Source organism: Bordetella bronchialis (assembly GCF_001676705.1).
In the GTDB taxonomy this organism is placed as follows: domain Bacteria; phylum Pseudomonadota; class Gammaproteobacteria; order Burkholderiales; family Burkholderiaceae_B; genus Bordetella_C; species Bordetella_C bronchialis.
The window spans coordinates 348,722-374,944 of the sequence record NZ_CP016170.1; the positions used below are offsets into that span (position 1 = coordinate 348,722).

General features: G+C 67.6%; 27 protein-coding genes and 1 pseudogene. 7 read left to right on the forward strand and 21 right to left on the reverse strand.

Annotation, left to right across the window (positions count from 1 at the left end):
* Positions 1-162: 162 nt before the first annotated feature.
* The gene (locus BAU06_RS01540) at positions 163-645 is read right to left on the reverse strand and encodes a YajQ family cyclic di-GMP-binding protein (protein ID WP_066343515.1); all 483 of its coding nucleotides are present in this window, start codon (positions 643-645) and stop codon (positions 163-165) included.
* A 209-nt stretch (positions 646-854) separates the two neighbouring features.
* On the opposite strand from BAU06_RS01540, the gene BAU06_RS01545 reads away from it, so the two are divergent.
* Positions 855-1,559: a glutathione S-transferase family protein gene (locus BAU06_RS01545; protein WP_066343518.1), complete on the forward strand. Its 705-nt coding sequence runs from the start codon at positions 855-857 to the stop codon at positions 1,557-1,559.
* An 85-nt stretch (positions 1,560-1,644) separates the two neighbouring features.
* Positions 1,645-2,169: a DUF2127 domain-containing protein gene (locus tag BAU06_RS01550; RefSeq protein ID WP_082993471.1), complete on the forward strand. Its 525-nt coding sequence runs from the start codon at positions 1,645-1,647 to the stop codon at positions 2,167-2,169.
* Between the two features lie 132 nt (positions 2,170-2,301).
* Here the strand turns inward: BAU06_RS01550 and cysW are convergent, their stop codons facing one another.
* The 8 genes from cysW to BAU06_RS01590 form a co-directional block, all read right to left on the reverse strand.
* Positions 2,302-3,132 carry a sulfate ABC transporter permease subunit CysW gene (cysW, locus tag BAU06_RS01555; protein ID WP_066343520.1) on the reverse strand — a complete coding sequence of 277 codons (831 nt, stop codon included), beginning with the start codon at positions 3,130-3,132 and terminating at the stop codon, positions 2,302-2,304.
* A 43-nt stretch (positions 3,133-3,175) separates the two neighbouring features.
* Complete coding sequence (gene cysT / locus BAU06_RS01560; RefSeq protein WP_066343533.1) at positions 3,176-4,015, reverse strand: sulfate ABC transporter permease subunit CysT; 840 nt, start codon at positions 4,013-4,015, stop codon at positions 3,176-3,178.
* 416 nt (positions 4,016-4,431) lie between these two features.
* Positions 4,432-5,439: a thiosulfate ABC transporter substrate-binding protein CysP gene (cysP, locus tag BAU06_RS01565; protein WP_066343538.1), complete on the reverse strand. Its 1,008-nt coding sequence runs from the start codon at positions 5,437-5,439 to the stop codon at positions 4,432-4,434.
* A gap of 108 nt (positions 5,440-5,547) precedes the next feature.
* The gene (gene nudC / locus BAU06_RS01570; RefSeq protein ID WP_082993830.1) at positions 5,548-6,387 is read right to left on the reverse strand and encodes an NAD(+) diphosphatase; all 840 of its coding nucleotides are present in this window, start codon (positions 6,385-6,387) and stop codon (positions 5,548-5,550) included.
* 49 nt (positions 6,388-6,436) lie between these two features.
* Complete coding sequence (locus BAU06_RS01575; protein WP_066343542.1) at positions 6,437-6,931, reverse strand: peroxiredoxin family protein; 495 nt, start codon at positions 6,929-6,931, stop codon at positions 6,437-6,439.
* A 65-nt stretch (positions 6,932-6,996) separates the two neighbouring features.
* A complete protein-coding gene (locus tag BAU06_RS01580; RefSeq protein WP_066343547.1) occupies positions 6,997-7,755 on the reverse strand; it encodes a BON domain-containing protein in 759 nt (252 codons plus the stop codon).
* Complete coding sequence (locus tag BAU06_RS01585) at positions 7,752-8,345, reverse strand: phosphoheptose isomerase (RefSeq protein ID WP_066357668.1); 594 nt, start codon at positions 8,343-8,345, stop codon at positions 7,752-7,754. Before BAU06_RS01585 ends, BAU06_RS01580 begins: the two co-directional genes overlap by 4 nt.
* An 11-nt stretch (positions 8,346-8,356) precedes the next feature.
* Complete coding sequence (locus BAU06_RS01590) at positions 8,357-8,854, reverse strand: YraN family protein (RefSeq protein ID WP_082987908.1); 498 nt, start codon at positions 8,852-8,854, stop codon at positions 8,357-8,359.
* A 42-nt stretch (positions 8,855-8,896) separates the two neighbouring features.
* Between BAU06_RS01590 and rsmI the strand changes: the two genes are divergently transcribed.
* Positions 8,897-9,913 (forward strand): 16S rRNA (cytidine(1402)-2'-O)-methyltransferase, encoded by a 1,017-nt coding sequence (gene rsmI, locus BAU06_RS01595; protein WP_082987909.1) that lies wholly within the window; start codon positions 8,897-8,899, stop codon positions 9,911-9,913.
* On the forward strand, positions 9,910-10,671 hold the full coding sequence (locus BAU06_RS26810; RefSeq protein WP_066667797.1) for a methylated-DNA--[protein]-cysteine S-methyltransferase: 762 nt from the start codon (positions 9,910-9,912) through the stop codon (positions 10,669-10,671). The genes rsmI and BAU06_RS26810 overlap by 4 nt, the downstream gene beginning before the upstream one ends.
* 135 nt (positions 10,672-10,806) lie before the next feature.
* Here the strand turns inward: BAU06_RS26810 and BAU06_RS01605 are convergent, their stop codons facing one another.
* Both BAU06_RS01605 and rapZ read right to left on the reverse strand, forming a co-directional pair.
* On the reverse strand, positions 10,807-11,892 hold the full coding sequence (locus BAU06_RS01605) for a septal ring lytic transglycosylase RlpA family protein (RefSeq protein ID WP_066343555.1): 1,086 nt from the start codon (positions 11,890-11,892) through the stop codon (positions 10,807-10,809).
* Positions 11,889-12,761, reverse strand: coding sequence for an RNase adapter RapZ (gene rapZ / locus BAU06_RS01610; protein WP_066357672.1), 873 nt, complete (start codon positions 12,759-12,761; stop codon positions 11,889-11,891). The genes BAU06_RS01605 and rapZ overlap by 4 nt, the downstream gene beginning before the upstream one ends.
* Before the next feature lie 377 nt (positions 12,762-13,138).
* Here rapZ and BAU06_RS01615 point away from each other — a divergent pair, with 377 nt between their 5' ends.
* Both BAU06_RS01615 and BAU06_RS01620 read left to right on the forward strand, forming a co-directional pair.
* Entirely contained in the window at positions 13,139-13,813 is a 675-nt protein-coding gene (locus BAU06_RS01615) for a c-type cytochrome (RefSeq protein WP_156770350.1), read from the forward strand.
* Between the two features lie 223 nt (positions 13,814-14,036).
* A complete protein-coding gene (locus BAU06_RS01620) occupies positions 14,037-15,302 on the forward strand; it encodes a c-type cytochrome (protein WP_066357674.1) in 1,266 nt (421 codons plus the stop codon).
* 151 nt (positions 15,303-15,453) lie between these two features.
* Here BAU06_RS01620 and hprK read toward each other — a convergent pair whose 3' ends face one another.
* The 8 genes and pseudogenes from hprK to BAU06_RS01660 all read right to left on the reverse strand — a co-directional run bounded on the left by hprK (position 15,454) and on the right by BAU06_RS01660 (position 21,770).
* A complete protein-coding gene (hprK, locus tag BAU06_RS01625) occupies positions 15,454-16,380 on the reverse strand; it encodes an HPr(Ser) kinase/phosphatase (RefSeq protein ID WP_066343558.1) in 927 nt (308 codons plus the stop codon).
* Between the two features lie 13 nt (positions 16,381-16,393).
* Positions 16,394-16,849, reverse strand: coding sequence for a PTS sugar transporter subunit IIA (locus BAU06_RS01630; RefSeq protein WP_066343564.1), 456 nt, complete (start codon positions 16,847-16,849; stop codon positions 16,394-16,396).
* A 272-nt stretch (positions 16,850-17,121) separates the two neighbouring features.
* Positions 17,122-17,445, reverse strand: a complete 324-nt coding sequence (gene hpf, locus BAU06_RS01635; protein WP_066343570.1) for a ribosome hibernation-promoting factor, HPF/YfiA family — start codon at positions 17,443-17,445, stop codon at positions 17,122-17,124.
* Positions 17,446-17,692: 247 nt separating this feature from the next.
* Positions 17,693-18,475, reverse strand: coding sequence for an LPS export ABC transporter ATP-binding protein (gene lptB / locus BAU06_RS01640; RefSeq protein WP_066343573.1), 783 nt, complete (start codon positions 18,473-18,475; stop codon positions 17,693-17,695).
* Between the two features lie 80 nt (positions 18,476-18,555).
* The gene (gene lptA, locus BAU06_RS25915) at positions 18,556-19,356 is read right to left on the reverse strand and encodes a lipopolysaccharide transport periplasmic protein LptA (protein ID WP_082993472.1); all 801 of its coding nucleotides are present in this window, start codon (positions 19,354-19,356) and stop codon (positions 18,556-18,558) included.
* 113 nt (positions 19,357-19,469) lie between these two features.
* Positions 19,470-20,096 (reverse strand): annotated as a pseudogene (gene lptC, locus BAU06_RS01650) (LPS export ABC transporter periplasmic protein LptC); the annotation flags it as partial.
* Positions 20,097-20,172: 76 nt separating this feature from the next.
* Positions 20,173-20,778, reverse strand: coding sequence for a KdsC family phosphatase (locus BAU06_RS01655; RefSeq protein WP_415834887.1), 606 nt, complete (start codon positions 20,776-20,778; stop codon positions 20,173-20,175).
* 2 nt (positions 20,779-20,780) lie between these two features.
* Positions 20,781-21,770: a KpsF/GutQ family sugar-phosphate isomerase gene (locus BAU06_RS01660; RefSeq protein WP_066343579.1), complete on the reverse strand. Its 990-nt coding sequence runs from the start codon at positions 21,768-21,770 to the stop codon at positions 20,781-20,783.
* A gap of 160 nt (positions 21,771-21,930) precedes the next feature.
* Between BAU06_RS01660 and purT the strand changes: the two genes are divergently transcribed.
* A complete protein-coding gene (gene purT, locus BAU06_RS01665; protein ID WP_066343586.1) occupies positions 21,931-23,157 on the forward strand; it encodes a formate-dependent phosphoribosylglycinamide formyltransferase in 1,227 nt (408 codons plus the stop codon).
* Between the two features lie 72 nt (positions 23,158-23,229).
* Here purT and BAU06_RS01670 read toward each other — a convergent pair whose 3' ends face one another.
* Together BAU06_RS01670 and BAU06_RS01675 are read right to left on the reverse strand one after the other, a co-directional pair.
* Positions 23,230-24,855 carry an ABC transporter substrate-binding protein gene (locus BAU06_RS01670; protein ID WP_066343593.1) on the reverse strand — a complete coding sequence of 542 codons (1,626 nt, stop codon included), beginning with the start codon at positions 24,853-24,855 and terminating at the stop codon, positions 23,230-23,232.
* Positions 24,856-25,816: 961 nt separating this feature from the next.
* Positions 25,817-26,050, reverse strand: a complete 234-nt coding sequence (locus BAU06_RS01675) for a hypothetical protein (protein WP_066343602.1) — start codon at positions 26,048-26,050, stop codon at positions 25,817-25,819.
* Positions 26,051-26,223 lie beyond the last annotated feature (173 nt).

A 26,223-nucleotide genomic window follows, 5' to 3' on the forward strand; every position in this document is an offset into this window, starting at 1 on the left:
CTATCGGATTGCAAGTAACTACGGACCAGACCGGCCCCAAAAAAGAAAGGCCTGGGGCCGGTGCAGGACCGGGCCCAGGCCTGGGCTGCCTGGCTCCGACCGTCCCGCTGCTTGCGGCCGGGCCAGGCAGGCGGGCTTGCGGCGCGCGGGCGCCGCGCGCGGCTAGTCGCGGAAGTTCTGGAATTGCAGCGGCAGGTCCACGTCGGTCTTGCGCAGCAAGGCGATCACGGTTTGCAGGTCGTCGCGCTTCTTGCCCGTGACGCGCAGCTTGTCGCCGTTGATCTGCGTTTCCACCTTGAGCTTGGCGTCCTTGATGGCCGCCACCAGTTTCTTGGCAACGGGCTGTTCTATGCCCTGTTTGATGGTGACCTTCTGGCGCGCGCCGCCCAGGTTCACCACCGGATCGGCCGGATCCATGCTGCGCGGGTCTATGCCGCGCGCGGTCAGGCGGCCGCGCAGGATGTCCAGCATCTGCTTCAACTGGAAGGCCGACGGCGCGGACTGCGTGACGATGAACTCCTCCAGCTCGAACTTGGCATCGGTGCCCTTGAAGTCGAAACGCGTCGCCAGTTCGCGATTGGCCTGGTCGACGGCATTGCTCAGTTCGTGCTTGTCCACTTCGGAAACGACGTCGAAAGAAGGCATGGTGCGGTCCTCTATAAATACCCCGGGGGCGATTTTCCCATGGCCGACGGGGGCGCGGAAAGCCGCTATGCTAGTGTGCCTTCCCGGCCCGGTCCCTTGCCAGTATGGCGGGGACGGCGGCGCGGCCATTCCCCGGCGGACCCGGACGTCGCGGCATCGCGCCGCGCCGCCGGCGATGCGCCGCCGGCTCCATCGAGGACATCCCAGGCATGATCAAGTTCTATTTCAATCCCGGTCCCAATCCCATGAAGGTCGCCCTGCTGCTGGAAGAGCTGGGGCTGGCCTACGAAACCGTGCCCGTGGACATGCGCAAGGGCGACCAGCATCGTCCCGACTACGTCGCCATCAATCCCAACGCCAAGGTGCCGGCGCTGGTGGACGGCGACGCCACCATCTTCGACAGCAACGCCATCCTGATTTACCTGGCGGAAAAGACCGGGCGCTTCCTGCCGCCGGGCGCGGCCGGCTCGGCGGACCGCGCGCAGTTGCTGTCCTGGCTGATGTTCATCGCCACCGGCGTGGGCCCGTATTCCGGGCAAGCGGTGTACTTCCGCGTCTTTACGCCGGAACCCAATGCCGCCGCGCTGAACCGCTACGATTTCGAGGCCGAACGCCACTGGCGCATCCTGGACCAGCGCCTGGCCGGGCGTCCCTACCTGCTGGGCGACACCTACACCATCGCCGATATGGCAATGTGGGGCTGGGCGCGCATGATCCCCACCATCTTCGGCGGCGAGGCGGCCTGGTCGCGCTTCCCCAACGTCAAGCGGCTGCTGGACGAGATCGGCGCGCGTCCCGCCGGCGTGGCGGCCGAGGCCCTGAAGACGCGCTACACCTTCAAGAAGGAGATGGACGAGGACGCGCGCCGGCAGATGTTCCCCCAGCTGGCGCGCCTGCAGGCCGGCGCCGCCTGATCGGGGCCGGCACGGCGGCCGGCGCCGCCGCCGTGTGTCTTCGCTTCGCCATGCATTCGAACTCCGCTACGGATACCACCCCGCCATGAGCGTCCACGATCCGCGTTTCGCTTCCAGCTCCGCCCCGCGGGGCCATCTGGCGCCGCATCAGCGCGCGCAGCGCCTGATCGCCCTGGTGGAAGCCGCCAAGGGTATCGGCGCATTGGCGGCCAGCATCGGGTTGCTGAGCTTGCTGCACCACGACCTGCGCCACATCGTGACCGTGCTGATCGGCCATTTCGGGCTGAATCCGGGCGCGCATTATCCGGAAGAGATCCTGCACTACGCCACCGTGCTGCAGGACACCAGCGTGCGGGCGCTGGTGGCGCTGGCCCTGGCCTATGTCGCGCTGCGTTTGATAGAGGCCTATGGCCTGTGGTGGGACCGTGCCTGGGGGGAATGGCTGGGCGCCTTGTCGGGCGCCATCTACATTCCTTTCGAGCTGCGCCATCTGTTGCACCGGCCCGGCCTGCTGGCGGCGGCGGTGGTGCTGTTCAACGTAGCCATCGTCGCCTTCCTGGGCCTGCAGCTGTGGCGCAAGCGCAGGCTTCCCGCCCGGCGGGGGGGTTGAGCCGGGGCCGCGCGGCGCGGCAAGGCGGCCTACAACGCGGCAAGGCGGCCATCCGCGCGGCAAGATGGCCTTCCGTGCCCCAAGGCGGCCATCAGTGCGGCAAGGCCGGCCATCAGTGCGGCAAGGCGGCCTTCAGTGCGCCGGCCCGCGCACGGTCACGCGCTGGCTCCATTCCATCGCCGTCTTCACCACCAGGGTCAGCAGCGCCATGCAGGCCAGCAAGGCCGCGGCGGTAAACGCGCCCACGGTCTTGTAATCGTCGTTCAATTGCTCGATCAGCAGGGGCAGCGTCACCGTCTTGCCGCGGATGGCCCCCGACACCACCGAGACCGCGCCGAACTCGCCCACCGCGCGGGCGTTGGTGATGATGGTGCCGTACAGCAGCGCCCATTTGATGTTGGGCAAGGTGATGCGGCGAAAAATCTGCCAGCCGTTCGCCCCCAGGGTCAGGGCGGCGTATTCCTCGTCCGAACCCTGCGCCTGCATCAGCGGGATCAGGATGCGCGCCACGAAGGGCGAGGTCACGAACACCGTGACCATCACGATGCCGGGCCAGGCGAACATCAGCTGGATATCGTGCTGGCTGAGCCAGCCGCCCACCACGCTTTCCATGCCGTACACCACCAGATAGCACAGGCCCGCCACCACCGGCGAGGTCGCGTACGGGATATCGACCAGGGTGGTCAGGATCTGCTTGCCGCGGAAATCGTAGCGCGTGACGCACCAGGCCAGCAGGATGCCGAACGCCACATTGATCGGTACCGTCAGGACCGCGGCCAGCAGCGTCAGCCAGATCGCGTGCCGCATCTCTTCGTCGCGCAGATTGTCCAGCAGCGCCTGCCAACCGGCGGACAGCGCCTGCTGGAAGATCAATGCCATCGGCAGCACCAGCAGCATGAAGGCGCCGATGATGCCGATGGCGATCAGCGCCCACTGGCGCCAGTTCTTCGGTCGTTTGGGCATCGATGTCCTGTCCATCCTGGATCCGCCTTCTCGGTTTGCCCTTTCAACGGCCCGGCCGTTGCCACGGCAGCAGGCGTCCCTGCAGCACGTGCAGCGCGAACAGCAGCAGCAGCGAGGCGGCCAGCACCACCGTGGCGATGGCCGAAGCCGCCGGGTAGTCGAATTCGGAGACGCGCACGAAGATCATCAGCGAGGTGATCTCGGTCTTGAAAGGGATGTTGCCGGCGATCATCACCACCGCCCCGAACTCGCCCAGGCTGCGGATGAATGCCTGCGAAGCGCCGGTGAACAGCGCGGGCGTCAGCGCCGGCAGCAGCACCCGCCATACGGTCTGGCGATCGGTCGCGCCCAGCGTATGCGCCGCTTCTTCATACTCCGGGCCGATTTCCTCCAGCACGGGCTGCACCGAGCGCACGACAAAGGGCAGGCTGGTGAAGATCATGGCCGACACCAGGCCGGGAAAGGCATAAGAGATCTTGATGTCCGCCAGGGCGAGCCACTGGCCGATCCAGCCGTTCGGCCCCAGCAGCACCGACAGCGTCAGGCCGGCCACGGCGGTGGGCAGCGCGAAGGGCAGGTCGACCAGCGAATCCAGGAATAGCCGGCCCGGGAAGCGATAGCGCACCAGGATCCAAGCCAGCAGCAGGCCGAACAGCACGACCACGATGGTGGACAGCAGGGCCCCGAGCAGCGTCACGCGATAGCTGGCCAGCACGCGTGGATCGGTGATCGCCTGCCAGTACTGCCCGGCCGTCATCTCGCTGGTGTAGGCCAGCAGCGCGGCGATGGGGAACAGGATCACCAGCGAGATGAACAAGCTGCTGACGCCAAAACTGAGTCCGAACCCCGGCAGGGTCGGGTGTTGCCTGAAGAATCTCGCCATACTTGTTCGATGAAAACCGGGCGGTGCGCGATCGCGGCCCGCCGGCACGCAGCTGGTCCGGCGAAGGCGGTGGCGCATCGTTCGTCGCGTCGCCCGGCCGCCCGGCCGGCCACTAGAAAGGCGCCAGTCTACGCCAAGTTGCCCCGGCACTGGCCACGGCTGGCGCGCTGGGCCGGCCGGCGGGATCCTGAGCCGCCTGCCGCCTGCCGCCTGCCGCCGCGCTCGCGATACCGCTCGCGCCGTGGCGTGGATGCCGCTGGCCGTCCGGCCGTCCGGCGGATGCATCGCCGGCATGTCCGCCCCCCGGCCGCATCGCCGCACGGCGGGCCTTTTCAAACACATGCGGCGCCCGCCGGCGCCGCATTCCTTCACACCGCGGCGCACGCGCGCCGCCCGCGCGGAACAGCCGCCGCCGATCAGGACTTGCCGGCGAGCAGTTGATCCAGCACGCCACCGCTCTTGAAGTGGGTGTCCTGGATCTGGTCCCAGGTACCCAGCTTCTGCGGGTCCAGCAGCTCCACCTTGGGGAAGCGGCTGGCGTTGGCCTTGACCACCTCCGGGTCGCGGACCCGGTAGTTGAAGCTGGCCAGCAGGGCCTGGATTTCGGGCGAATACTGGTATTGCAGATAGGCCTCGGCCAGCTTGCGCGTGCCCTTGGCATCCGCCACCTTGTCGACCACGGCCACGGGGAACTCGGCCAGCACGCTTACCGGCGGCACGACCACCTCCAGTCCCAGCGGCTTGAATTCATCGCTGGCGGCGATATTGCGCACCTCGGATTCGAAGGTCAGCACCGCGTCGCCCTGGTTGTTCTGGGCGAATGCCACCGTGGCGCCGCGGCCGCCGGTGGGGAAGCTTTCCACGTTGTGCAGCAGCTTGCCGACGAAGGCGCGCGTCTTCGCCTCGTCGCCATTGAACTTCTGCTGCGCGTACAGCCAGGCGGCCAGATAGGTATAGCGGGCGTTGCCGGAGGTCTTCGGATTGGGGAAGACCACCTTCACGTCGTCGCGGACGAGATCGTCCCAGCTCTGGATGTGTTTGGGATTGCCCTTGCGCACCAGGAAAGCGATCGTGCTGTAGTAGGGCGAGGCATTCCCGGGGAATTTCTTCTGCCAGTCCTTCGCGACCAGGCCGCGCTTGGCCAGGATGTCCACGTCCGGCACCTGGTTGAAGGTGACCGTGTCCGCCTTCAGCCCCTGCAGGATGGCCTGCGCCTGGCGCGAGGTGCCGCCGAAGGATTGTTCCACCGTGACGGTCTCGCCGGTCTTCTCTTTCCAGTACGCGATGAACTTGGGATTGATGGCGGTGAAGAGTTCACGCGCGACGTCGTACGAGGAATTCAGCAGGGTTTGCTGGGCCGACGCGGTACCCGCGCCAAACAGCAGGGCGGCGGCGAGAGACGTGGCGAGCAGGCGCTTGATCAAGGGAACGGCTCCATGAAGAAAAATCGGCGCCGTTCAACGGAAAACGGCCGAGGCATCATGCCGCCGCCGCTTAGTAACTCAAACTAATAAATTTTGTTTTGTATATTTCTACTGGTTATGAAAACGTACGCCCGGTGGCAGATTGGCCCGGATCAGCGAGCCGGCGATGGAATCCGTGGGCGGGATGTCCGGCAAGCGGTCTCCGGGGCCATACCATTGGGCATCGACGATCTCCACCCCGTCCACGCGGATATCGCCGCCATCGTATTCGGCGGTAAAGGCCAGCATCAGGGAGTGCGGGAAGGGCCAGGACTGGCTCTTGAAATACTTCAGGTCCCGCACGCGCAGGCCGACTTCCTCTTCCACTTCGCGGTGCACCGTGGCTTCCAGCGATTCGCCGGCCTCGACGAAACCGGCCAGGGCGCTATAGCGCCCGGCGACAAAATTGGCGTTGCGGGCCAGCAGGATGCTGTCGCCCTTGCGGATCAGGACCATCATGGCGGGTGAAATGCGCGGATAGGCCGACAGGCCGCAGTTCGGGCACTTCATGCAGAATTCGTGCGGCACGCGCACGGTGGCCGTGCCGCAGTGGCCGCAATACCGGTGCGTGCGCGCCCATTCCGCGATCTGGAAGGCGCGGCCGGCCACCGCAGAGGCTTCCTCGCCCAGCAGGGGGAACATCTCCCGCAGCCGCTTGAAGACGAAGCCGGCCGGCGCCGCGGCATCGCGCGACAGCGCGGCGCTCATACAGGCCTGTCCCAGGTATTCGCCCAGCGCCTGCCATTGGATGTCGGCCGCCCAGTCATGGCCGCGCACGGCCTCGTCCGGCAGCGCCAGGTCGTCGGCCCGCACCAGCAGTTCGCTGCCGCGAAAGACGAAGACGCGCGCGGACGAGCCGGCCGGCGTGCCGGCGGCAGGGGATAGGGGGGATGCGGGTGGGGTTGCCATGTGCGGACGGCGCATAGTTGCCCCGCGGCCGGCGGGGCGGGATGGGGAATCAGCCGGCGGCCAGGGCCTTTTCGATCTGCGCGTGGAATTCCTTGGGGTCGTATTCGCCCAGGTAGCGCTTGATGATGCGGCCCTGCTTATCGATCAGGAAAGCGGTCGGCGTCAGGCGGACGTCGCCGAAGGCCTGCGCCGCCTTGCCCTGGGTGTCCAGCGCCACGGTGAACGGCAGCTTGCGCGTCTGGGCGTAGTTCAGGACGTAATTGGGCGGGTCGTACTGCATGGCGACCGCCACGGTCTGGAAGCCCTGGGGCGCGTAGCGGTTGTAATCCGCGATGGTATCGGGCATCTGCTTGATGCAGGTGACGCAATCGGTGGCCCAGAACTTGACCAGCACCACTTTGCCGCGCAGGTCCTGCAGCGATACTTGCTTGCCATCGATGGAGGCGAACGTAACGTCCGGCGCCGCCTGCACCGGACGCCAGATGAACCAGCCGGCGATTCCCGCGACGACCGCCACCATGACCGCGACAACGAGCTTTTTCATTCCAGCACCGTTCCTTTGCGTTTCCCGCGGAAACGTCGATCCTGCATTGTCCCTGCGCCGCCGGCTTACTTGATCGGTATGGCCTGGGCCCCGCCGCCGGCGGGGGCGGCGCCCTCGGGGGCCGCGGCGTTCGACATCCCGGGGCCTGTCTCGATGGGCGCGCGCTGGGAGCCCGATTGCGCGGGCGCCGTGGCGGAGCCGCTGGAGCCGCCGGACAGCCGCACCGCTTCCTCGCGGCTGATGATATCGAACAGTTTAACCACCTTGGCCACCCCGCTTACGCCGGCCGCCGCGTTCGCCGCGTATTCTCCTTCGGCCTGGGTTACTTTCCCCTGAAGGTAGACCACGCTTTTGTCGGTGGTGACGGAAATGGAGCCGGATGGCACGAACTTGGTGTTGAGGAGCTCCGTGCGCACCTTGGAGCTGAGCCAGGTGTCGTTGGAGCGCACGCTGAAGCTGGACGCCGGGCCGATGGTCAGCTGGTTGACGACTTTCTTCACTTTCTCCACGCCCTGGGCCAGCGAGGTCGCCTGCGCCTTGGCGGCGTCGTTGGGGACTTCGCCGGTCAGCAGCACCACGCCTTCATAGGTATTGGCGCTGACGTGGGCGGCATCGCCCAGCTTCTGCGCGATGGCGTGTTCGACCTTGAAGCTGATGTTCTGGTCGTCCAGCTGGGTGCCCGAGGTGCGGCGGTCGGTGGCCACCACGGCCGCGCCGGCGGCGGCGCCGCCCACGACCACCGGCGCGCAGGCCGACAGCGCCAGGACGCAGGCGGTCAGCGCGGCGGCCAGGGGGATGGTGTGGAATCGGGGTTTCAATGTCATTCGGTGTCTCCCAGCAGTAAGGCGTCGATGCCATCGCACAGCGCGTGCAGCAGGACGATGTGCGTTTCCTGGATGCGCATGGTGCGGTCGTTCGGCACGCACAAATGGACGTCGTGCGCCGTCATGAGTTCCCCGATCACGCCGCCGCCCTTGCCGGTCAGCGCGATGACGTGCATCTCGCGCTGTTGCGCGGCCTGGACGGCGCGCACCACGTTGGGCGAATTGCCGCTGGTGGAAATCGCCACCAGGACGTCACCCGGCTGGCCCAGCGCGTTGACCTGGCGGTCGAAGACTTCGTCGAAACCGTAGTCGTTGCCCACCGCGGTCAGGATGGAGGTATCGGTATTCAGGGCGATCGCGGCCAGCGGCAGCCGCTCGCGCTCGAAGCGGCCCACCAGCTCGGCGACGAAATGCTGGGCGTCGGCGGCCGAGCCGCCGTTGCCGCAGGCAAGAATCTTGGCATTGTTGGCCAGCGCGCCGAACAGCACGTCCACGGCCACGGCCAGCGGGTCGGCCAGCGCATCGCGGCTGGCCTGAAGGGTGGCGATCGCATTATTGAAGTGCGACACCATGCGAGTCGTCATATCGATCATGCCGCGGATTATCTCACGGGCACATCGAAGGCGTGACGCAGCCACAGCGGCTCTTCGCCCTCGAAAGCCACCACGTCGAAACGCACCCGCGGCGGGTGTCCCGCCCAGTGGCGCGCCGCCAGGCCGGGCAGCAGGCGGGCCGCCGCCCGGATCAGGCGCGCTTGCTTGGTCCAGCCCACGCTGGCGGCGGCGCCGCCGTAGCGGCGGTCGCGGCGAGCGCGCACTTCCACCAGCACCAGCGTGTCGCCGTCGCGCAAGGCCAGGTCGATTTCGCCGCCGCGGCAACGCAGGTTGCGCGCCAGGGGCCGCAGGCCCGCCCGGGCCAGCAGGGCCAGGGCGCGGTCTTCGTAGCGGCCGCCTTCCCGCTGCCGGGGCGAGAGCCGCGGCGGGTCCTGCGCGGCCGGGCCGGCGGTCTTCCGGGTCGCCGCGCGCCGCCGCTGGCGCACGCGTGCCGCCTGGGCCCGGCGAGCCGCTTCGATGAGCAGCGCCGAAATATCGTTTGCCATAAGCCTCTACACTGGCAGGGTTCGCTTTCCATTTCTCGCGCAATGAACGAAAACGTCGCACCGTCCGCCGGTTCGGGCCGTGGTTCCGGTTCCGCTGCCGGTTCGGATCCGGGTTCGGGTTCCGACCCGGGTCCCAGCCCCGCCCTGGTTGATGGCAACCACGCCTGGCGCCGGGTCGCCGAGCGCGTGGCCGCGCAGCAATGGCCGCCGGCCACGCTGTACGTCGTGGCCACGCCCATCGGCAATCTGGGCGACCTCAGCCTGCGCGCATGGCAGGCCCTCTCGCGCGCCGATGTCATCGCCGCCGAGGACACCCGCGAAAGCCGTACCCTGCTGGATGCGTGGGGCATCGCCACGCCGCTGATGGCGGCGCATCGCCACAACGAAGCCGCCGCCGCCCAGGCCATCCGCGAGCGCCTGGCGCAGGGGCAGCGCGTGGCCCTCGTGTCCGATGCCGGCGCGCCGGCCGTCAGCGATCCCGGCGCCCGTATCGTCCGCGCCGTCCGCCAGGCCGGGCACGCCGTCGTGCCGGTTCCGGGGCCGAGCGCGGTCATCGCCGCCTTGATGGCCAGCGGGGTCACCACCGACGAGAACCCCGCCTATGTGTTCGCCGGCTTCCCGCCGCCGAAGTCCGCCGCGCGGCAGCGCTGGCTGGCGCAGTGGTGCGGCGTTCCGGCGCCGGTCGTGATGTTCGAATCGCCGCATCGGCTGGCCGCCACGCTGGCCGATATGCGTCATGTACTGGGCGGCCAGCGCGAAGTCACCATCGCGCGCGAGTTGACCAAGCGCTTCGAGGAGGTCGCCACCATGCCGCTGGAGCAGGCGGCCGATTGGCTGGGGGCGCAGCCCCACCGGGGCCAGGGCGAATTCGTGCTGATCGCGCATGCCGCCCCCGCGAAGGACGCCGAAGACACCGGCGTGGATGCCGCTACCGACACGCTGCTCGACGCCCTGCTCGAATCCGTTTCCGTGCGCGACGCCGCGCGGATCGCGGCGCGTATCAGCGGGCTGCCGCGCGACGTGCTTTATGCGCGCGCCCTGGCGCGCAAGCCTTCATGAAACCGGCATCCGCCGCGCCACCGCCGCGCCTGCGCATCGTCGAGACCCCGCTCGGGCCTATGCGGCTGCACGCGCAAGGCGGCGCCTTGACCGGCGCCTGGTTCCTGGACCAGGGGGACTGCCCGGCCGGTGACGAGGCCGCGGCGTCCACGGCCGGGGCCCGGATCAAGGCGAAGGCCAGGGCGTCCATCGTGGCCGCCACCGCGTCATCGCCGCTTGCGGCCGCCTCATCCCAGCCTGCCGCCGCACCGCTTTCAGGCTCGGCGACACCATTGCCGGCCCCCGCTGCACCCGTAGCGGCCACGGGCACGCCGCGCCTCGCCGCCGGCCTTACGCTCGACGGACATCCCGAAGACCCCATCCTGGATCGCGCCGAACTGGAGCTGGCGGAATACTTCGCGGGTAAGCGGCGGGCGTTTTCCTTGCCCATGGCGCCGCCAGGCACGCCGTTCCAGCGCCGCGTGTGGGATGCGCTGCGCGACATCCCCTTCGGGGAATTGCAAAGCTATGGCGCCTTGTCGCAATGCTGCGCGCAAAGCGCCGCGGTGCGCGCGGTCGCCCAGGCCGTCGGCCGCAATCCGATTTCCATTTTCATTCCATGCCACCGCATCGTCGGCAGCGACGGATCCCTGACCGGGTTCGGTGGGGGGCTGCCGCGCAAGCAGGCCTTGCTGGCGCTGGAAGGCCATGCCTATGCGAGCGCCTCGGCGGACGCGAAAAAGCGCGACATGGATCCGCGGCAAGGCAGCCTCTGGTAGGCGACGGCAAGCAAACACCCCGGCGCGTCAGGTCTCATTGCCTCCTCGAGATGCACATTGCGCCATGCCGTTCGCAATGCAAGCCGGGGCGTCCAAGACGGTCCCGTCCGTGCAGGCGCGTCGTGCTCCCTGCGCTCAGCGCGTGGCGATGGTGGGCAGTATGCCCGTGCTGTTGGCGACCGTATGGACCGCCGACATCGCCGTGTCGCGGTCGGCGTAGGGGCCGACGCGCACGCGATAGAGCTGTCCCGCCTGTTCCACCATGGCCGGCGGCAGGCCGGCCGCCGTCAATTGGCTGTTCACGCGCGCGGCCAGGGATTGCGCATTGGCCGCCTGGCTGAAGGCTCCCAGCTGCAGATAGACCGAACCGGCGGCCGCGGGCGCCTGGGCGGCGGCGGGGGCGGCCAGCACCGGCGCGGCGGCGGTGGCGGGAGGCGGCAAGGGCGTGGGGCCGGACGCCGCGCCAGCGTTGGCTGGCGCCGGCAGGCTGTTCAGCGCGGTACCGCCGGATGCCGCCCCGGAGGCCGGCGCCATCGGCACGGCCGCGGGCGTTTCGCCGGCGGACAGCACGACAGGCACGGCAGTGGAAACGCCGGCGGTGCCGCCCGGCGCCGCGGCGGGCGCGGCGGCGGCGCTCCGTGCGCCGCTTTCGCGTTGCGCGACCATGCGGCGGATCTCGTCCGGAAGGATGCGCTGCACGGTGACCTCGCCGCTGCCCGGGCCGATGATGCCCAGTTTGTAGGCCGCCACATAGGACAGGTCCATGATGCGATTGTCATGGAAGGGGCCGCGATCGTTGACGCGCACGATGATGGTCTTGCCGTTGATCGCGCTGGTGACGCGCGCATAGCTGGGAATCGGCAGCGTGGGATGCGCCGCCGTCATCGCGTACATATCGTAGGGCTCGCCGATGGAGGTCGAGTTGCCGTGGAATTTCCGCCCGTACCAGGATGCGATGCCGCGTTGCGTGTAGGCCTGGTCGCCCGTCATCGGGACGTAGCGCTTGCCGAAGACCACATAGGGCCGGTTGGCGCCGCTGGCCAGGGGTTCGATGCGCGGCTCGGCGTCCGGCACGGCGTCCAGGTTGCTCGGCGGATTCGCGCCGGGACCGTCGTCCTTGTAGTAGCCGCCGCGTTTGCGGCCTCCGGTACTGGAACACCCCGCTACCACCGCGATCAGCAAGGCGATGAGAAGGAGATTGCGCAGGCGCCGGAAAGTCATGCGTGTTCTTCGGGGAGTTGGGTGCGGTGTCGGACCAGCAAGGGTTTGTGATCGGCGAAGCGCTGCGCCAGTTGTTCGACGACATAGACCGACCGGTGCTGGCCGCCGGTGCAGCCGATGGCCACCGTCAGATAGCTGCGCGTGTCTTCCATATAGCGCGGCAGCCATTTGCGGATGAAGTCGGTGATGTCGTCGATCAGTTGGCGCACCGCGTCGAAACTGGCCAGGTAGGCGGCCACGGGAGCGTCGCGTCCCGTCAGCGGACGCAGTACCGGATCGTAGTAGGGGTTGGGCAGGCAGCGTACATCGAACACCAGGTCGGCGTCGCGCGGGACGCCGCGCTTGAAGGCGAAGGATTCGAAGGTCAGCACGACCGCCTGGCGGTCGGCCTGCACCAGGTCGCGTATCCACGCCCGCAACTGCCCCGGCGTGAGCTCCGAGGTGTCGATGACGTGTTCCTGGTCGCGCAGCGGGGCGAGCATTTCGCGCTCGACCCGGATGCAATCCAGCAGCGAAGCAGGCTTGCCGCTGCGCTGCAGCCGGTCGGTCAGCGGATGGCGGCGCCGCGACTCGGAATAGCGCTGGACCAGCGTATTGGTATCGGCATCCAGGAACACCACCCGTATCCGCGTGCCCACGGCGCGCAGCGTGGCGATGGCGGCCGGCAGTTCGGCGAGCTCGCCCGGCGAACGCACGTCGATGGCCACGGCCACGCGCGCCATGGCGTCATTGCGCGCGGTGGCGACGAAGTCGGACAGGAAGCGTACCGGCAGGTTATCGACGCAGGTATAGCCAGAGTCCTCCAGCAGCCGCAGGGCGACCGATTTGCCGGAGCCGGATATGCCGGTGATGAGAACGACGCTGAACATGGGCATGATTGTGGCACGATTTGTATTGCGGGGCGGCGTCAGCGGGTCGGCCATGTAACTGATATGCCCGTAAACTGCACGACTGCCCCTGTTCCATTTTCGCGGAATCCGGCTTAATCCGGCATTGATACGACAAGGCGCAATCGATGGGAGTATTCAGGCTATGCCATGCCGCCCGGCGGGCGGCGCGGTTCCGGGCACGGTTCTCCGCGGGGGCGGCAAAGCCCCGCGCGGCGTTGCCGGGCGCGCGCCACAACGCCGCGCCACGGGCGGTCTTCCACGCATGGTTGCGTGCGTTCTTCAGCGCGCGGCCAGGTGCTTTCTTCAACGCACCGCCAGGCGGGCTCTTCCATGTCCTGCTGCTGGCGGCGCTGCTGATGGCAGGCTCGGCGGCGCGTGCGCAGGCGCAGGCGCCGGTGCCCTTGGAGCCCGGCACCATGCGGGCGCGCGTCGCCGCCTGTACGGCCTGCCATGGCGAACAAGGCCGTGCCGGCCCGGACGGCTACTATCCGCGCCTGGCCGGCAAGCCGCGCGACTACCTTTATCACCAGTTGCAGAACTTCCGCGACGGCCGGCGCCAGTACGCGCCCATGGCGCACTTGCTGCGCAACCTGCCCGACGAGTATCTGCGCGATATCGCGGCCTATTTCGCGGACCAGCATGTGGACTACCCGGCGCCGTCGCGCAGCGACGCCAGCCCCGCCATGCTGGAGCGTGGCCGTGTCCTGACCACGGCGGGGGACCCGTCCCGCGCTGTCCCGGCTTGCGCCGCCTGCCATGGCGCGGCCCTGGGCGGCCTGGCGCCCGCTATCCCGGGCCTGCTGGGCTTGCCGCGCGATTATCTGCTTGCGCAGATCGGCAGCTGGCGCAGCGGCACCCGCCGCGCGGCCGAGCCCGACTGCATGGCCCACGTCGCGCGCCAGCTCGACCCCGCGGATGTCGCCGCCGTCGCGGCCTGGCTGTCCTCGCAGCCCGTCCCTTCCAATTACCAGCCCGCGCCAGCCGGCTCGATCTCGCTGCCGACGACCTGCGGCAGCCAGGCAGGGGAGTAGCGCCGTGGCCGAATCCCGATCTTCCAGGAATGATGACCGCGATAGCCGTAACAGCCACAACGGCCACAACGGCCACAACGGCGGCAACGGCGGCAACGGCGGCAACGGCGGCAACGGCGGCAACGGCGGCAATAGCGGCAATAGCGGCAATAGCGGCCAGCGCGGCAGGCGTGCGCATCGTCTTGCCGGGCGTGTCCTCGCCGGGCGCTTCCTCGCCGGGCGCATCCTCGCCGGGCGCATCCTCGCCGGCCTGCTGCTCATTCTTATCCTAGGCGTTGCCGTGCTGGCGTGGCGCGGCTACCGCGACGACGCGTCGACCGGACCGGTCCAGGCGATCGCCGATCCGGCCCAGCGTGTCGCCTACGGCGCCTACCTGGCGAAAGTCGGCGACTGCATGGCCTGCCACACCGTGCCCGGCGGACAGCCTTATGCCGGCGGCGCCGCCATTCCCACCGCCTTCGGCACCTTCTACGGGCCGAACATCACCCCGGACGCGGCCACGGGTATCGGGTCCTGGACAGCCGACGACTTCTGGCGTGCGCTGCACCAGGGCAAATCGCCCTCCGGCGACCTGCTTTATCCCGCCTTTCCCTACACCGAGTACACCCGCATCAGCCGGGCCGACGCCGACGCGCTCTACGCCTATCTGCGCACCGTGGCGCCCGTCGCGCAGCCCAGCAAGCCCCACCAGCTGGACTTCCCTTACGGCTGGCGGCCCTTGCTGGCCTTCTGGCGCGGCCTGTATTTCCGTCCGGGCGTCGCCGCGCAGGCCGGCGTCGATGGGGAACTGGCGCGGGGCCGCTATCTGGTCGACGGGCTGGGCCATTGCATCGCCTGCCACGCGCCGCGCAATGCGCTGGGCGCTACGCCGGTCGGTTCGGGTTTCGTGGGCGGCGCCATCGAAGGCCTGGGCTGGTATGCGCCGCCATTGGATGGCGACCCGGCACAAGGCCTGGGCCGCTGGTCCCGCGACGATATCGTGGACCTGCTGAAGACCGGCGTCAGCGCGCATGGCGTGGCGGCAGGCCCCATGGGCGAGGTCGTGGCGGGCAGCACGCAGTTCCTGGCCGATGGCGATGCGCGCGCCATCGCGGCCTATCTGAAATCCCTGCCGGCGGGTCCGGCCCCGGCCGTCGCCAGCGTGCGCGAGGCCGCCGGCATGCGACGCGGCGCCGCCCTGTATGAACAGCACTGCGCCCAATGCCATGCCGCCGACGGGCGCGGCAAGGGCCGTGACTGGCCGGCGCTTGCCGGCAACATCAGCGTCACCGCCCCGTATCCGGGCAACGTCATACACATGGTGCTGGAAGGGGGCTACGCGCCTGCCACCCAGGGCAACCCGCGGCCGCATGGCATGCCGCCGTTCGGCCAGGTGCTCAGCGACGAAGACGTCGCCGCCGTCGCGACTTATGTGCGCAACAGCTGGGGCAACGCCGCGGGAGCGGTCACATCCCTGCAGGTCAAGCAGGCCCGCGCGGCGGGCGGATAGTCCGGCTTGCGGACGGTGCCTGCTCGCCACCGGGCTGGCCGCCATGGATGCCGGCGAGACAGCCGGCCGGCCATGAACGCGCCCGTCCACGCGGTCCACAGGCGGCCCCGGCGCAAGGGTGCGTGCCGGCCGCCAGCAAGGCTGTGAAGGATTACTTGCTGTTCTGCAGGATCGCCATGGCCTGGCGTTCCATGAATTCGCCCAGGGTATCGATGCCGCGCAGCTTCAGGATGGTGTTGCGAACCGCGGCTTCCACCAGCACCGCCAGGTTGCGTCCGGCGGCCACTTGCAGCATCACTTTGCGGATGGGCAGGCCCAGCATGTCCTGGGTGATGTCCTGCAGCGGCAGCCTTTCGAACTTGTCCTGGGCCGTGGCGCGTACCAGGTGGACGATCAGCTTCAGGCGCATCTTGCGGCGCACGGAGGTCTCGCCGAAGATGGTGCGGATGTCCAGCAGCCCCAGGCCGCGGACTTCCAGCAGGTTCTGCAGCAGCGAAGGGCAATGGCCTTCGATCATATTGGGCGCCGTGCGCGACAATTCCACCGCGTCGTCCGCCACCAGCCCGTGGCCTCGCGAAATCAGCTCCAGCGCCAGCTCGCTCTTGCCAAGGCCGGATTCGCCCGTGATGAGCACGCCCAGGCCCAGCACATCCAGGAAGACGCCATGGACGGTGGTGGTGGGCGCCAGCTTCTTGCCCAGGTAGATGCGCAGCAGGTCGATCAACTGCGCGGCGGCGACCGGCGTGCTGAGCAGCGGCACCTGGTGCTGGTCGCACTGGTCGATCAGGTCTTCCGGCGCCGTGAGCCCGTCGGCCAGCAGAATGGCCGGGACGCCCCCGATCAGCAGCTCGTCCATGTGGTGCATGCGGCGGCGCAGGTCGAAGCGCGTGTAGTAGGCCAGTTCCTCTTGCCCGAACACCTGTATGCGGGAAGGGTGGATCAGGTTGAGGTGACCCACCAGGTCGGCGGCGGCCATGCCGTCGTCCGGTATCACCCGGTCTGCCGCGCCCTGTCCCGCGATCCAATTGAAGGGGATTTTGTCGGCGTTGTCGTCGACCAGTTCCTGGACGGTAAGCATGGGGATGAAAAGATCAAAGTGTGCCGGTCGTCAGCATGCGATGCACGGCCACTGGATCGGTTTCCGTGGCCAGGGCTTCGCGCAGGGGCTTATTGGACATCAATTGCGCGAGCTCGGCGAGTATATCCAGGTGCTGCTGCGTGGCGTTTTCGGGCACCAGCAGGAACAGCAGCATGCTGACCGGCTGATTGTCCGGCGAATCGAAGGGCACGGGACGCGATAGCCGGAAAAACGCGGCAACGGCCTCGGTCAGGTTCTTTACCCGGCCATGCGGCACGGCCACTCCCTGGCCCAGCGCGGTCGAACCCAGCCGCTCCCTGGCGAAGAGGCTGTCGAATACGGCGGAACGCGCCAGGCCGTGGTGATTTTCGAAAAGCAGTCCGGCCTGTTCGAATGCCCGCTTCTTACTGGTGGCCAGCAGATCTAGCACGACATTCCCGGCAGGCAGGATGCGCGGCAAATGATTCATGATTGGATTATATGTTCATATGCCGCAACGCAAAAAAACAGCCGGCGCGCGGGCAAGGGGGTGGTCCAGGGTTCGCGGACGGGAGCGGCACAGGGCGCCATGGCGTTCCAGAAGGGCGCTTGGGGGGGACGGTGCAGGGGGAAGGGGGCTGGACAGCTTGACCGATGCCCCGGCGATTTCGGATCCGCGGGACATCGGCGCTGGGTGGTGAAGGTCGCGCTAAGGCGCTGACTTAGTGCTCGTCATCGAGCATTCGTGAGGCGCGGTGCGGGTCAGGCCGCTGCGGGTAGTCGCTTCACGGACTCGGTGGCGTGGCTCTGTACCTTATCCTTGTGTCGGATGACCTGACGGTCGATTTTGTCGGCAAGCAAGTCGATGGCGGCATACAGGTTCTCGTCCTGGGCTTCGCAATGGAGGTCCTTGCCTCGCAATCGCATGTTGATCTCGGCGCTATGCCGCAACGGTTCAACCACCAGCATGACTTGCACATCGATAATGTGATCGAAATGCCGCAGAGCTCGCGCCAGTTTGTTCACAACATACTCCCGGATCGCCGGGGTGACGTCGAGATGACGACCGCAGATGCTTAGATTCATAGTGCAATCTCCTTCTGCCAAGAAAAGGTTTGTGCGCACGAAGCGCGGAATCAGCGTGACTTTTCTCCTTCCTGAAGTGACGGTTTGCAAGATCGCGGGGACGCACGGCGGTGCCGCGCAACCCCTCCGAAAGTGGGCTCCTTCGGGATGACGAAGCCCTGTAATCCTAGTGTAAAGACTCCGTTGGGCAATTCAATCCGTCCCTGAAAGAAGTCTTGTAAGCCCCCCGGAAGCGACAGGGGTGCTGTTACATACGGAAGTGCTCGCCCAGGTAGACGCGCCGTACCGCCGGGTCGCCCACGATGTCTTCGGGATGCCCGTCGGTCAGCACCTTGCCTTCGCTGATGATGTACGCGCGGTCGCAGATGCCCAGGGTTTCGCGCACGTTATGGTCGGTGATCAGCACGCCGATGCCGCGGCTTTTCAGGAAGCGCACGATGCGCTGGATCTCGATCACCGCGATCGGATCCACGCCGGCAAAGGGCTCGTCCAGCAGGATAAAGCGCGGGCTGGTGGCCAGCGCGCGGGCGATTTCCACCCGGCGGCGTTCGCCCCCGGACAGCGAGATCGCGGTATTGCCGCGGATGTGCCCGATCTGCAGTTCGTCCAGCAGCAGTTCCAGGTTTTCCTTGATGGCCGTGGCGGAAATCTGCCGGCCCCGGTCGTCCACCTGCAGCTCCAGCACCGCGCGGATATTCTGTTCGACGGTCAGGCGGCGGAAGACGGAAGCATCCTGGGGCAGGTAGGAAACGCCCAGGCGCGCGCGTTTGTGGATCGGCAGCCCGGTGATGTTCTGGTCGTCGATCTCGATACGGCCGGCCTCGGCGGGGACCAGCCCCACGATCATGTAGAAGCTGGTCGTTTTGCCGGCGCCGTTCGGGCCCAGCAGGCCCACGACTTCGCCGCTATCGACGGAGAGCGACACGTCCTGCACGACGGTGCGGCCATGATAGGTCTTGCGCAGCCCCACGGCGCGCAGGCTGCTGGTTCGCGCGGATGCCTGGGTCTCGGGTGTCGCTTGCGTGATCATTGAATCGGAGTGGAATCGGTAACAGGAACGACGGCGGCGCGCGCCGGCCCGCGCCAAGCGGGCAGCGCACGCCGGGCGGATCAGGGTTTGACGGTGGATTTGCCGGAAGACGACTTGCCGCTGCCGCCGCCGGACTGGCCATTGCGGTCGGCGGCCTGGCCCGAGGCGCCCGGCGCGGACGACGACGGGCTCTTGCCGGCGCCGGACTTGCCGCCCTGTTGGGCACGGCATTCCGCGATGGCGGCATCGGTACGGGCGCGGGGTTCCATGACGGAACGCACCCGTCCCGCCGCGGCCGCGGATTCGGGGCCGCCGACTGCTTCGTAGGTACCGGCCTTGTCGTTGTAGCGCACCCGCTGCCCGCGGATGGTGTCGAAGGGCTTGCCGCAGATGAAGCGCGTCACGACGGCCTGCCCGATCAGGTCGAAGGTGCTCTTCGTGCCATCGTATTCGGCGCGCCGGCCGACGCCTTCGATGACTTCGAAGTTTTCCGGGCGTTCCTGCCGCACGGTCACCATCTTGCCGGGACTGGCCAGGGCCGTGCCGTACTGGTTGCCCTGGGCGTCTTCGCGCATCTGAAGCTCGTCGGAATGCAGCGTCATCAGGCCGCGCGTCATGATGACGTTGCCGGTGAATACGCTGGTCTTCTTGACGTCATCGTAGTGCAGCTGCTCCGACAGGATCACCGTATTGGGTTCTTCCTCGGGCGTCTGCGGCTTGCCTTTGGCCGCGGGCTTGGCGCCCGTGGCGCCCTGGCCATTGGCGGCCGGCGCCTGTTGCGGCGCCGGGGACGCGCCTTGCGCGTGCGCACCGGCGGCGGCAGCGGCCAGGATGATGCCTGCCAACCAGACGGACGACAGGCGGGTGCGGAGTTCGATCATGATTGTTTTTCTACTGGTGCGTGGGCGGGGGCCTTCCCGGACGCGGGGGCCGCGCCGGCAGGCGGTTGGGTAGGCGTCCGCGGCGAGCCGTCCGCGGGTTTGGAGGGATCGCCGGGCGAACCCTGGGGCCGTTCCTTGGGCGTGTCCTTGGAGCCGGCGCGCTGGGTGTCCGACGGCGCGATTTCCACGTTGGTGGACGAGAATACTTCCAACTGGCGGGTCTTGTTGTTGTACTTCATGCCGGTGCCGTTCATGCGGGATTGCCCGCGCGTGACCAGCGCCGGCAGCGTGGTGGTGATCGTGTCGTCGTCCGGCAGGATGACCAGTTGTTCGCTGCGCACGTCCAGCGGCGGCGTGTCCGCGTCGGGCTGGCGGTGCATGTGGGCGTTCTTGTCCATGACGATGCGCTTGCCGCCCTCGTACATGGTGGCCGTGTCCGAGGTGGCCACGGTAATGGGGGTGTTCGGCCGCAGGCCGACGGCGCGCGGGTCGGTCACGACATAGGAATCGTCGTCGGGATAGTGTTCGCCGTAGATGCCTTCCAGGCGATTGATGGGCTTGCCGTCCTCGCCGGTGCGCACCATGATGAAATTGCGCGACCAGGCGTCCATTTCGTGCGTCAGCCGGCGGGGCGGATCGGTCGGCACGGCGCGCTGGGTATAGTCGGCCGCCCACCAGGTCCCCACCACAAGGGCCAGGAGCAGAAACAGCGCGATCAACGACGGGAAACGTTCTTTCATGCGATGGGATGTGTGATTCGATACCGCGCGGTTCCGTGGGCGGGGGATGCATGCATCGTGCGGGCGCGCGTCATTGTCATTGGATGGCGCCCGGGCCGAGCAGGCCGGGCGATGCCAGCAAGGTGCCCAGGCGGCCCTGGCAGGCCAGCAGCAGATCGCAGCATTCGCGCACGGCGCCGCTGCCGCCGGGATGGCTGGCGACCCAGTGCGCGCCTTGCGCCACATAGGCCGGCGCATTGGGCACCGACGCCGCGAAGCCGGCGCGCTGCATGGCGGGCAGGTCGATGATGTCGTCGCCCATGTAGCCCGTCTGGTCCAGCGTGACGCCATTGCGCTGGGCAAGCGCGGCCAGTGCGCCGCCCTTGTCGCGGACACCCTGCATGACTTCAGCGATGCCCAGCTCGGCCGCGCGCCGGTCGACAATGGGGCCGGAGCGGCCGGTGATGAGCGCGACGGCGATGCCGCCTTCGGCCAGCAGGCGCAGCCCGTGGCCGTCCAGCGCGTTGAAGCGCTTGAAAAGTTCCCCGTGTTCGCCGTAGTACAGGCTGCCATCGGTGAGCACGCCGTCCACGTCGAAAACCATCAGGCGCACGGCGGCCGCCCGTTCTTTCACGATGGGCGGGATGCGTGCCAGGATCAGGGCTTCCGCCGGATGCGTCGCGGAGCGCGCGGTTGCAATCATGTTCATACCACCTTCGCCGCCATCAGGTCATGCATGTGGACGGCGCCGATGAGTACGCCGTTATCGTCCAGGACGAGCATCTGGCTGACGCGCAGTTCGTCCATTTGCCTTGCCGCGACCACGGCCAGCGCGTCGGCCGGCACGGTGTGCGGCGACCGCGTCATGCCGTCCGTGATCTTCAGACCGCGTACATCGCCGTGGCGTTCAATCAGGCGGCGCAGGTCGCCGTCCGTGAAGATGCCCAGCGGGCGCTGCTGGCCGTCCACGATCACCGTCATGCCCATGCGCTTGGCAGACATCTCTTCCAGGGCGCGGGACAGCGGCGCATCGGCGGCAACCCGGGGCAGGGCGTCGCCCTGGCGCATGACGTCGCGCACATGGGTCAGCAAGCGCCGTCCCAGGGTGCCGCCGGGATGCGAGCGGGCGAAGTCCTCCGGGCCGAATCCCCGGGCCTCCAGGCAGGCCACCGCCAGCGCATCGCCCAGGGCCAGCGCCGCGGTCGTGCTGGCGGTCGGGGCCAGATTCATCGGACATGCTTCCTGCGTGACGCTGACGTCCAGGTGGATATCGGCCTGCCTGGCCAGTTCGGAGCCGGGGTTGCCCGTCATCGCCACCACCCGCGTACCCAGGCGGCGCGCCGCCGGCAGAATGGTCAGCAATTCGCCGCCGGAACCGGAATACGAAATGGCGATGAGCACGTCGTCCGCGGTGATCATGCCCAGGTCGCCATGCACGGCTTCGGCCGCGTGCAGGAAAAACGAGGGTGTACCCGTGGACGCCAGCGTGGCCGCGACCTTGCGCGCGATGTGGCCGGTTTTACCGATTCCGCTGACGACCACCCGCCCGCGGCAATGCAGCAGCATGTCCACCGCCTGGGAAAAACTGTCGTCCAGGCGGGTTTCCAGTTCGTGCAAGGCTTGCGCTTCGATGCGTAGCGTGCGCCGGGCCGAGGCCAGCGCCGCTTCCGGGGAAGTAGCGGGGATAGCATTCATGGATGGATTTTAATCGCAGAGCGGGGGATTGCCGCCCGTTCGAGGTGGATGCTTCGGTCACGCTGGCCCGGGGGGCGCCGGTTGCCCCTGCACGGCCGCTATGGCATGCTGGCGGGCTTCCCGCGCGCGCCTCGCGCCCGTCTTCCCACGCAGGTTTCCCATGTCCACGATCCCCGCTCCCCGATTCGGCACGCCGCTTTCTCCCGCCGCCACCCGCGTCATGCTGCTGGGGGCCGGGGAATTGGGCAAGGAAGTCGTCATCGCGCTGCAGCGCCTGGGCGTGGAAGTCATCGCCGTGGACCGCTATGCCGACGCGCCCGGGCAGCAGGTGGCCCACCGCGCCCATGTGGTGTCCATGACGGACCGCGACGCCCTGCGCGCCGTCATCGAACGCGAACAGCCCCATGTGATTGTCCCCGAAATCGAGGCCATCGCCACCGACCTGCTGGTCGAACTGGAGGCCGCCGGCACCGTGCGGGTCACGCCCACGGCGCGCGCCGCCCAGCTCACCATGAACCGCGAGGGTATCCGGCGGCTGGCCGCGGAAACCCTGGGCCTGCCGACCTCGCCCTACCGGTTCGTCGATACCGAGGCCCAGCTGCGCGAGGCCATCGACGGCGGGATCGGCTACCCCTGCGTGCTCAAGCCCGTCATGTCATCGTCCGGCAAAGGGCAATCGGTCATCAAGGGCCCGGACGACGTAGCCGCCGCCTGGCGCTATGCGCAAGAAGGCGGCCGGACGGGTGCCGGCCGCGCCATTGTGGAAGGATTCATCCGCTTCGACTACGAGATCACCCTGCTGACCGTACGTGCCCGCGGCGCTTCCGGGCAGGTGGAAACCGGCTTCTGCGCGCCCATCGGGCACAAGCAGGTGGATGGCGACTACGTGGAAAGCTGGCAACCGCATCCCATGTCCCCGGTCGCGCTGGAACGCGCGCAGGCCATCGCCCTGGCCGTCACCGGCAACCTGGGCGGCCTGGGCCTGTTCGGCGTGGAGTTGTTCGTCGCCGGCGACCAGGTATGGTTTTCCGAGGTCAGCCCGCGTCCCCACGATACCGGCATGGTCACCATGATCACGCAGGCGCAGAACGAATTCGAACTGCACGCCCGCGCGCTGCTGGGTTTGCCGGTGGACGTGACGCTGCGCCAGCCGGGCGCCAGCAGCGTCATCTACGGCGGGGTGGATGCCCGCGCGGTCACGTTCGACGGCGTGGCCCAGGCGCTGGCCGAGCCCGGCACCGATATCCGCCTGTTCGGCAAGCCGGAATCCTTCGTCAAGCGCAGGATGGGCGTGGCCCTGGCCACGGCGGACACCGTGGATGTGGCCCGCGAAAAGGCGCTGCGCGTATCCGGCGCGGTCACGGTCAAGCCGGCGTCCGGCGCCTGAGCCCGTCCCGGGTCCGCGGCCGCGGATAAAAAAACGCCCGGCGGTGCCGGGCGTTCAATGTGCCGATGCGGCTTATTTACCGTCGGGCGTCGCGGACGTCGCCAGCGTGAACTGGTCCCGCCGTCCTTCGTAGTGGATGCCTTTGCGGTAAGCCCACAGCGTGCTTTCGAAGTGCAGCGGAATCAGCGGCACGTCCGCCAGGGCGATCTTCGTGGATTCTTCCAGCAGCTTGCGGCGCTTGTCGGCGTCGACGGTGATGGCCGCTTCGCGGTACACCTTGTCGAAGGCCGGGTTGGAATAGCCGCCGTAGTTGCTGGTGCCCAGCGACTTGGCTGCGTCCAGCGAGGTCACCCACAGCTGGAACAGCGCGGAGGCCTCGCCCACCTCGGACGGCCAGCCGCCGATCGCGAAACTGAATTCACGCTTGGCCCGCTTGGGGAAATAGATCGACGCCGTCATCGCGTCCACGTTCGCCTTGATGCCGATACGCGACAGGTATTGCGCGACGGCCTGGGCGACCTGCCCGTCATTGATATAGCGGTCGTTGGTCGTGGACAGGGTCAATTCGAAGCCGTCGGGGTAGCCGGCCTCGGCCAGCAGCTTCTTGGCGGCGGCCGGGTCGTACTTGATTTCCGGCGCATGGGCCAGGCCGCCGAACATGCCGTCCGGCATGTATTGGTAGGCCGGGGTGGCCATGCCGTCCATGATGCGTTGCGTGATGGCCTTGCGATCGATGGCCATATTGATGGCCTGGCGCACCCGCAGATCCTGCAGGGGATTCTTGCCGTCCGGCGCCTTGACCAGGGGGCTGGGCGCACGGCCCACGTCGGGCTGGAAGAACACCAGGCGGGTCGAGGGCGTGGCGACATAGCCGAACTTCGGGTTTTCTTTCAAGCGCTGCAGGTCGCGCGCGGCGGGATTTTCGATCAAATCGAAATCGCCCGACAGCAGGCCCGTCATGCGGGGGCCGGCATTGGGCACCGGCACCATCTTTACTTCCTTCCAGTACGGCTTGGGACCCCAATAGTGCTCGTTGCGTACCAGCTCGATGCCCGTCCCCTTCACATAGGACTTCAGGATGTAGGGTCCGGTGCCAATGGTGTCCTTGCCGTTGTTGAAGTCCACCACGGTAGGCCACGGTCCCGTGACGCCGCAGCCTTCCTTGGGCGCGAACGTCAGCTTGCCGTGCGGGACGATGCCGTTCCAGATGATGGGAAGCGAGCGCGCGACCTCGGCGGGCATGACGGGCAGCGGCTGGCGTGTCTTGATGATGACCGTATAGTCATCCGGCGTCTGGACGTCGGCGAAGAGCTGCGTCAGCGTGGCGTAGGAATTCGAGATATTGGTCTCGTTGTTCAGCGTGCGGCAGATCGTGAACAGCACGTCCTGCGACGTGAAGGGCTTGCCGTTCGAGAACGTCACATCACGGCGCAGCTTGAACTCCCAGGTCAGGTCGTCCAGGTTTTTCCACGACGTCGCCAGGGCGGGGACCAGGTTCATATCGGCGTCGCGCCCGATCAGCGAGCTGTACACATGCGCCGAGAACGCATCGTTCGCGGACATCTTGTGATAGTGGGGATCGGCGGATGTGGGCTCGGCCGACAGGGCGATTTTCAGGGTCTGGGCCTGGGCCGGAATGGCGGCGGCGATACCGGCGCTGGCGCAGAGCAGCGCCAGCGTATGGCGGGAAAACAGCATCGAGAGGACTCCGGGAAGAGGCGCGTCCCGATAACCGCGGACGCTCGGCAGCGACCGCGCCGCGTCCCGGCCGTGGTCCCCCCCGCGATAGGGCGGCCAGCATTTGCAACCGTAACCAGCTCGTTATCAGACGTATCGCCGAAGCGGCCGATTATCCCGAGGCTGGCAAAAGCCTGTCAATGCGCGTTAGCGCTGAGAGAACGGTTTACCCGTCATGGACGGCGGAAGGAGCCGGCGATGCCGCCGGGGCCAGCGCGCCGGCGCGAGGGATGCGGGCTACGGGGAGGGCCTAGCCACGACAAGAGCAGCAGCCGCGGCAAGGCCGGAAGATCAAGGCCGCCAAAAAGCCAGTGGTGGCCGGCTCGCATCCACGGTACTGCTGCGGCATGCGGGCGGGCCACCACTATCGGGCGCTACTGCTACGGCTGTGTTGCCAGGTGATGCAGAGACTTCTACTGCTACTTCCAACGCGTACTGCTGTGCTGCGGTAATGCAGGTACTACAACGGCGCACTGCTGTGCTGCGGGGTAATGCGAGTACTACAACTGCGTACTGCTGTGCTGCGGGGTAATGCACGTACTACAACCGCGTACTGCTGTGCTGCCAGGTGATGCCGGTATTGCTACCGCTACCACGTCTGCGGGTACTACTACTTCACACTGCTTCACGACACACTGCTCTACTGCTACAAGCGGGTACTGCTCTACTGCTGCGTCTACTCTGCTTCGCTATGCACTGCTGGTGTTGCTGCGGTGCACTGCCACGCGGGGTGGCAAGCGCATCGTTGCTCGGCAAGGCACCCGGGGGCGCCGATTTCCGTGGCGGTCTTCGCGTCACTGGCCGTTTGGCCGGAATGACTCGACGGCTATGGCCGGCCGGACGCGGCGCGACTGCGGAAGAGGCGCGGCGGGCGGCGAGCAGCGCTCAGCCAGCCCATCCGGGCGCCTTGCCGAAGCGGGTCTTACCAGTGCGAACCGTGGATACGGCCGGACTGTTGTTGCGCGCGGGTCATCGTGTCCTGCACTTCTTCGATGAAGTTGAAGAAGGCGCCGACACCGTGGGCAACAGCGCGGGCGGCACGCTTGACGGCGTGGACGGGATGGGCGGCGGGTTGAGTGTTCAAGGTGGTCTCCAGGATGTCGCGTTCGAGGGCGTCGGTAAGACGAAGATTCTGGTTCAGGGCTAGGTTGGTCATGGCTTTCTCCGGTGGTGCTTCTTGCTGCCTGCTTAGTGAAAACCATTATAGGGAAAACCCCTAGTGCAGCGCAACAAGAATTTCAGGGTAAACCCTAGGTTTGTTGTAATGAAACACGACGGCCGCCTGGAAACGATCCGAACCCCAGGGAAATCAAAGGCTTAGACTGGCCT

Coding starts and splice junctions, on each gene's coding strand:
- rsmI (WP_082987909.1), top strand. CDS start 8,897: ATGAACGAAAACGTCGCACCGTCCGCCGGTTCGGGCCGTGGTTCCGGT.
- BAU06_RS01630 (WP_066343564.1), bottom strand. CDS start 16,849: ATGAATCATTTGCCGCGCATCCTGCCTGCCGGGAATGTCGTGCTAGAT.
- BAU06_RS01575 (WP_066343542.1), bottom strand. CDS start 6,931: ATGAAAAAGCTCGTTGTCGCGGTCATGGTGGCGGTCGTCGCGGGAATC.
- BAU06_RS01660 (WP_066343579.1), bottom strand. CDS start 21,770: ATGAATGCTATCCCCGCTACTTCCCCGGAAGCGGCGCTGGCCTCGGCC.
- BAU06_RS26810 (WP_066667797.1), top strand. CDS start 9,910: ATGAAACCGGCATCCGCCGCGCCACCGCCGCGCCTGCGCATCGTCGAG.
- purT (WP_066343586.1), top strand. CDS start 21,931: ATGTCCACGATCCCCGCTCCCCGATTCGGCACGCCGCTTTCTCCCGCC.
- hprK (WP_066343558.1), bottom strand. CDS start 16,380: ATGCTTACCGTCCAGGAACTGGTCGACGACAACGCCGACAAAATCCCC.
- cysT (WP_066343533.1), bottom strand. CDS start 4,015: ATGGCGAGATTCTTCAGGCAACACCCGACCCTGCCGGGGTTCGGACTC.
- BAU06_RS01655 (WP_415834887.1), bottom strand. CDS start 20,778: ATGATTGCAACCGCGCGCTCCGCGACGCATCCGGCGGAAGCCCTGATC.
- BAU06_RS01540 (WP_066343515.1), bottom strand. CDS start 645: ATGCCTTCTTTCGACGTCGTTTCCGAAGTGGACAAGCACGAACTGAGC.
- BAU06_RS01615 (WP_156770350.1), top strand. CDS start 13,139: ATGGCAGGCTCGGCGGCGCGTGCGCAGGCGCAGGCGCCGGTGCCCTTG.
- hpf (WP_066343570.1), bottom strand. CDS start 17,445: ATGAATCTAAGCATCTGCGGTCGTCATCTCGACGTCACCCCGGCGATC.
- BAU06_RS01545 (WP_066343518.1), top strand. CDS start 855: ATGATCAAGTTCTATTTCAATCCCGGTCCCAATCCCATGAAGGTCGCC.
- BAU06_RS01550 (WP_082993471.1), top strand. CDS start 1,645: ATGAGCGTCCACGATCCGCGTTTCGCTTCCAGCTCCGCCCCGCGGGGC.
- BAU06_RS01590 (WP_082987908.1), bottom strand. CDS start 8,854: ATGGCAAACGATATTTCGGCGCTGCTCATCGAAGCGGCTCGCCGGGCC.
- BAU06_RS01580 (WP_066343547.1), bottom strand. CDS start 7,755: ATGACATTGAAACCCCGATTCCACACCATCCCCCTGGCCGCCGCGCTG.
- lptA (WP_082993472.1), bottom strand. CDS start 19,356: ATGATCGAACTCCGCACCCGCCTGTCGTCCGTCTGGTTGGCAGGCATC.
- cysW (WP_066343520.1), bottom strand. CDS start 3,132: ATGCCCAAACGACCGAAGAACTGGCGCCAGTGGGCGCTGATCGCCATC.
- rapZ (WP_066357672.1), bottom strand. CDS start 12,761: ATGTTCAGCGTCGTTCTCATCACCGGCATATCCGGCTCCGGCAAATCG.
- BAU06_RS01605 (WP_066343555.1), bottom strand. CDS start 11,892: ATGACTTTCCGGCGCCTGCGCAATCTCCTTCTCATCGCCTTGCTGATC.
- BAU06_RS01670 (WP_066343593.1), bottom strand. CDS start 24,855: ATGCTGTTTTCCCGCCATACGCTGGCGCTGCTCTGCGCCAGCGCCGGT.
- nudC (WP_082993830.1), bottom strand. CDS start 6,387: ATGGCAACCCCACCCGCATCCCCCCTATCCCCTGCCGCCGGCACGCCG.
- lptB (WP_066343573.1), bottom strand. CDS start 18,475: ATGATCACGCAAGCGACACCCGAGACCCAGGCATCCGCGCGAACCAGC.
- BAU06_RS01675 (WP_066343602.1), bottom strand. CDS start 26,050: ATGACCAACCTAGCCCTGAACCAGAATCTTCGTCTTACCGACGCCCTC.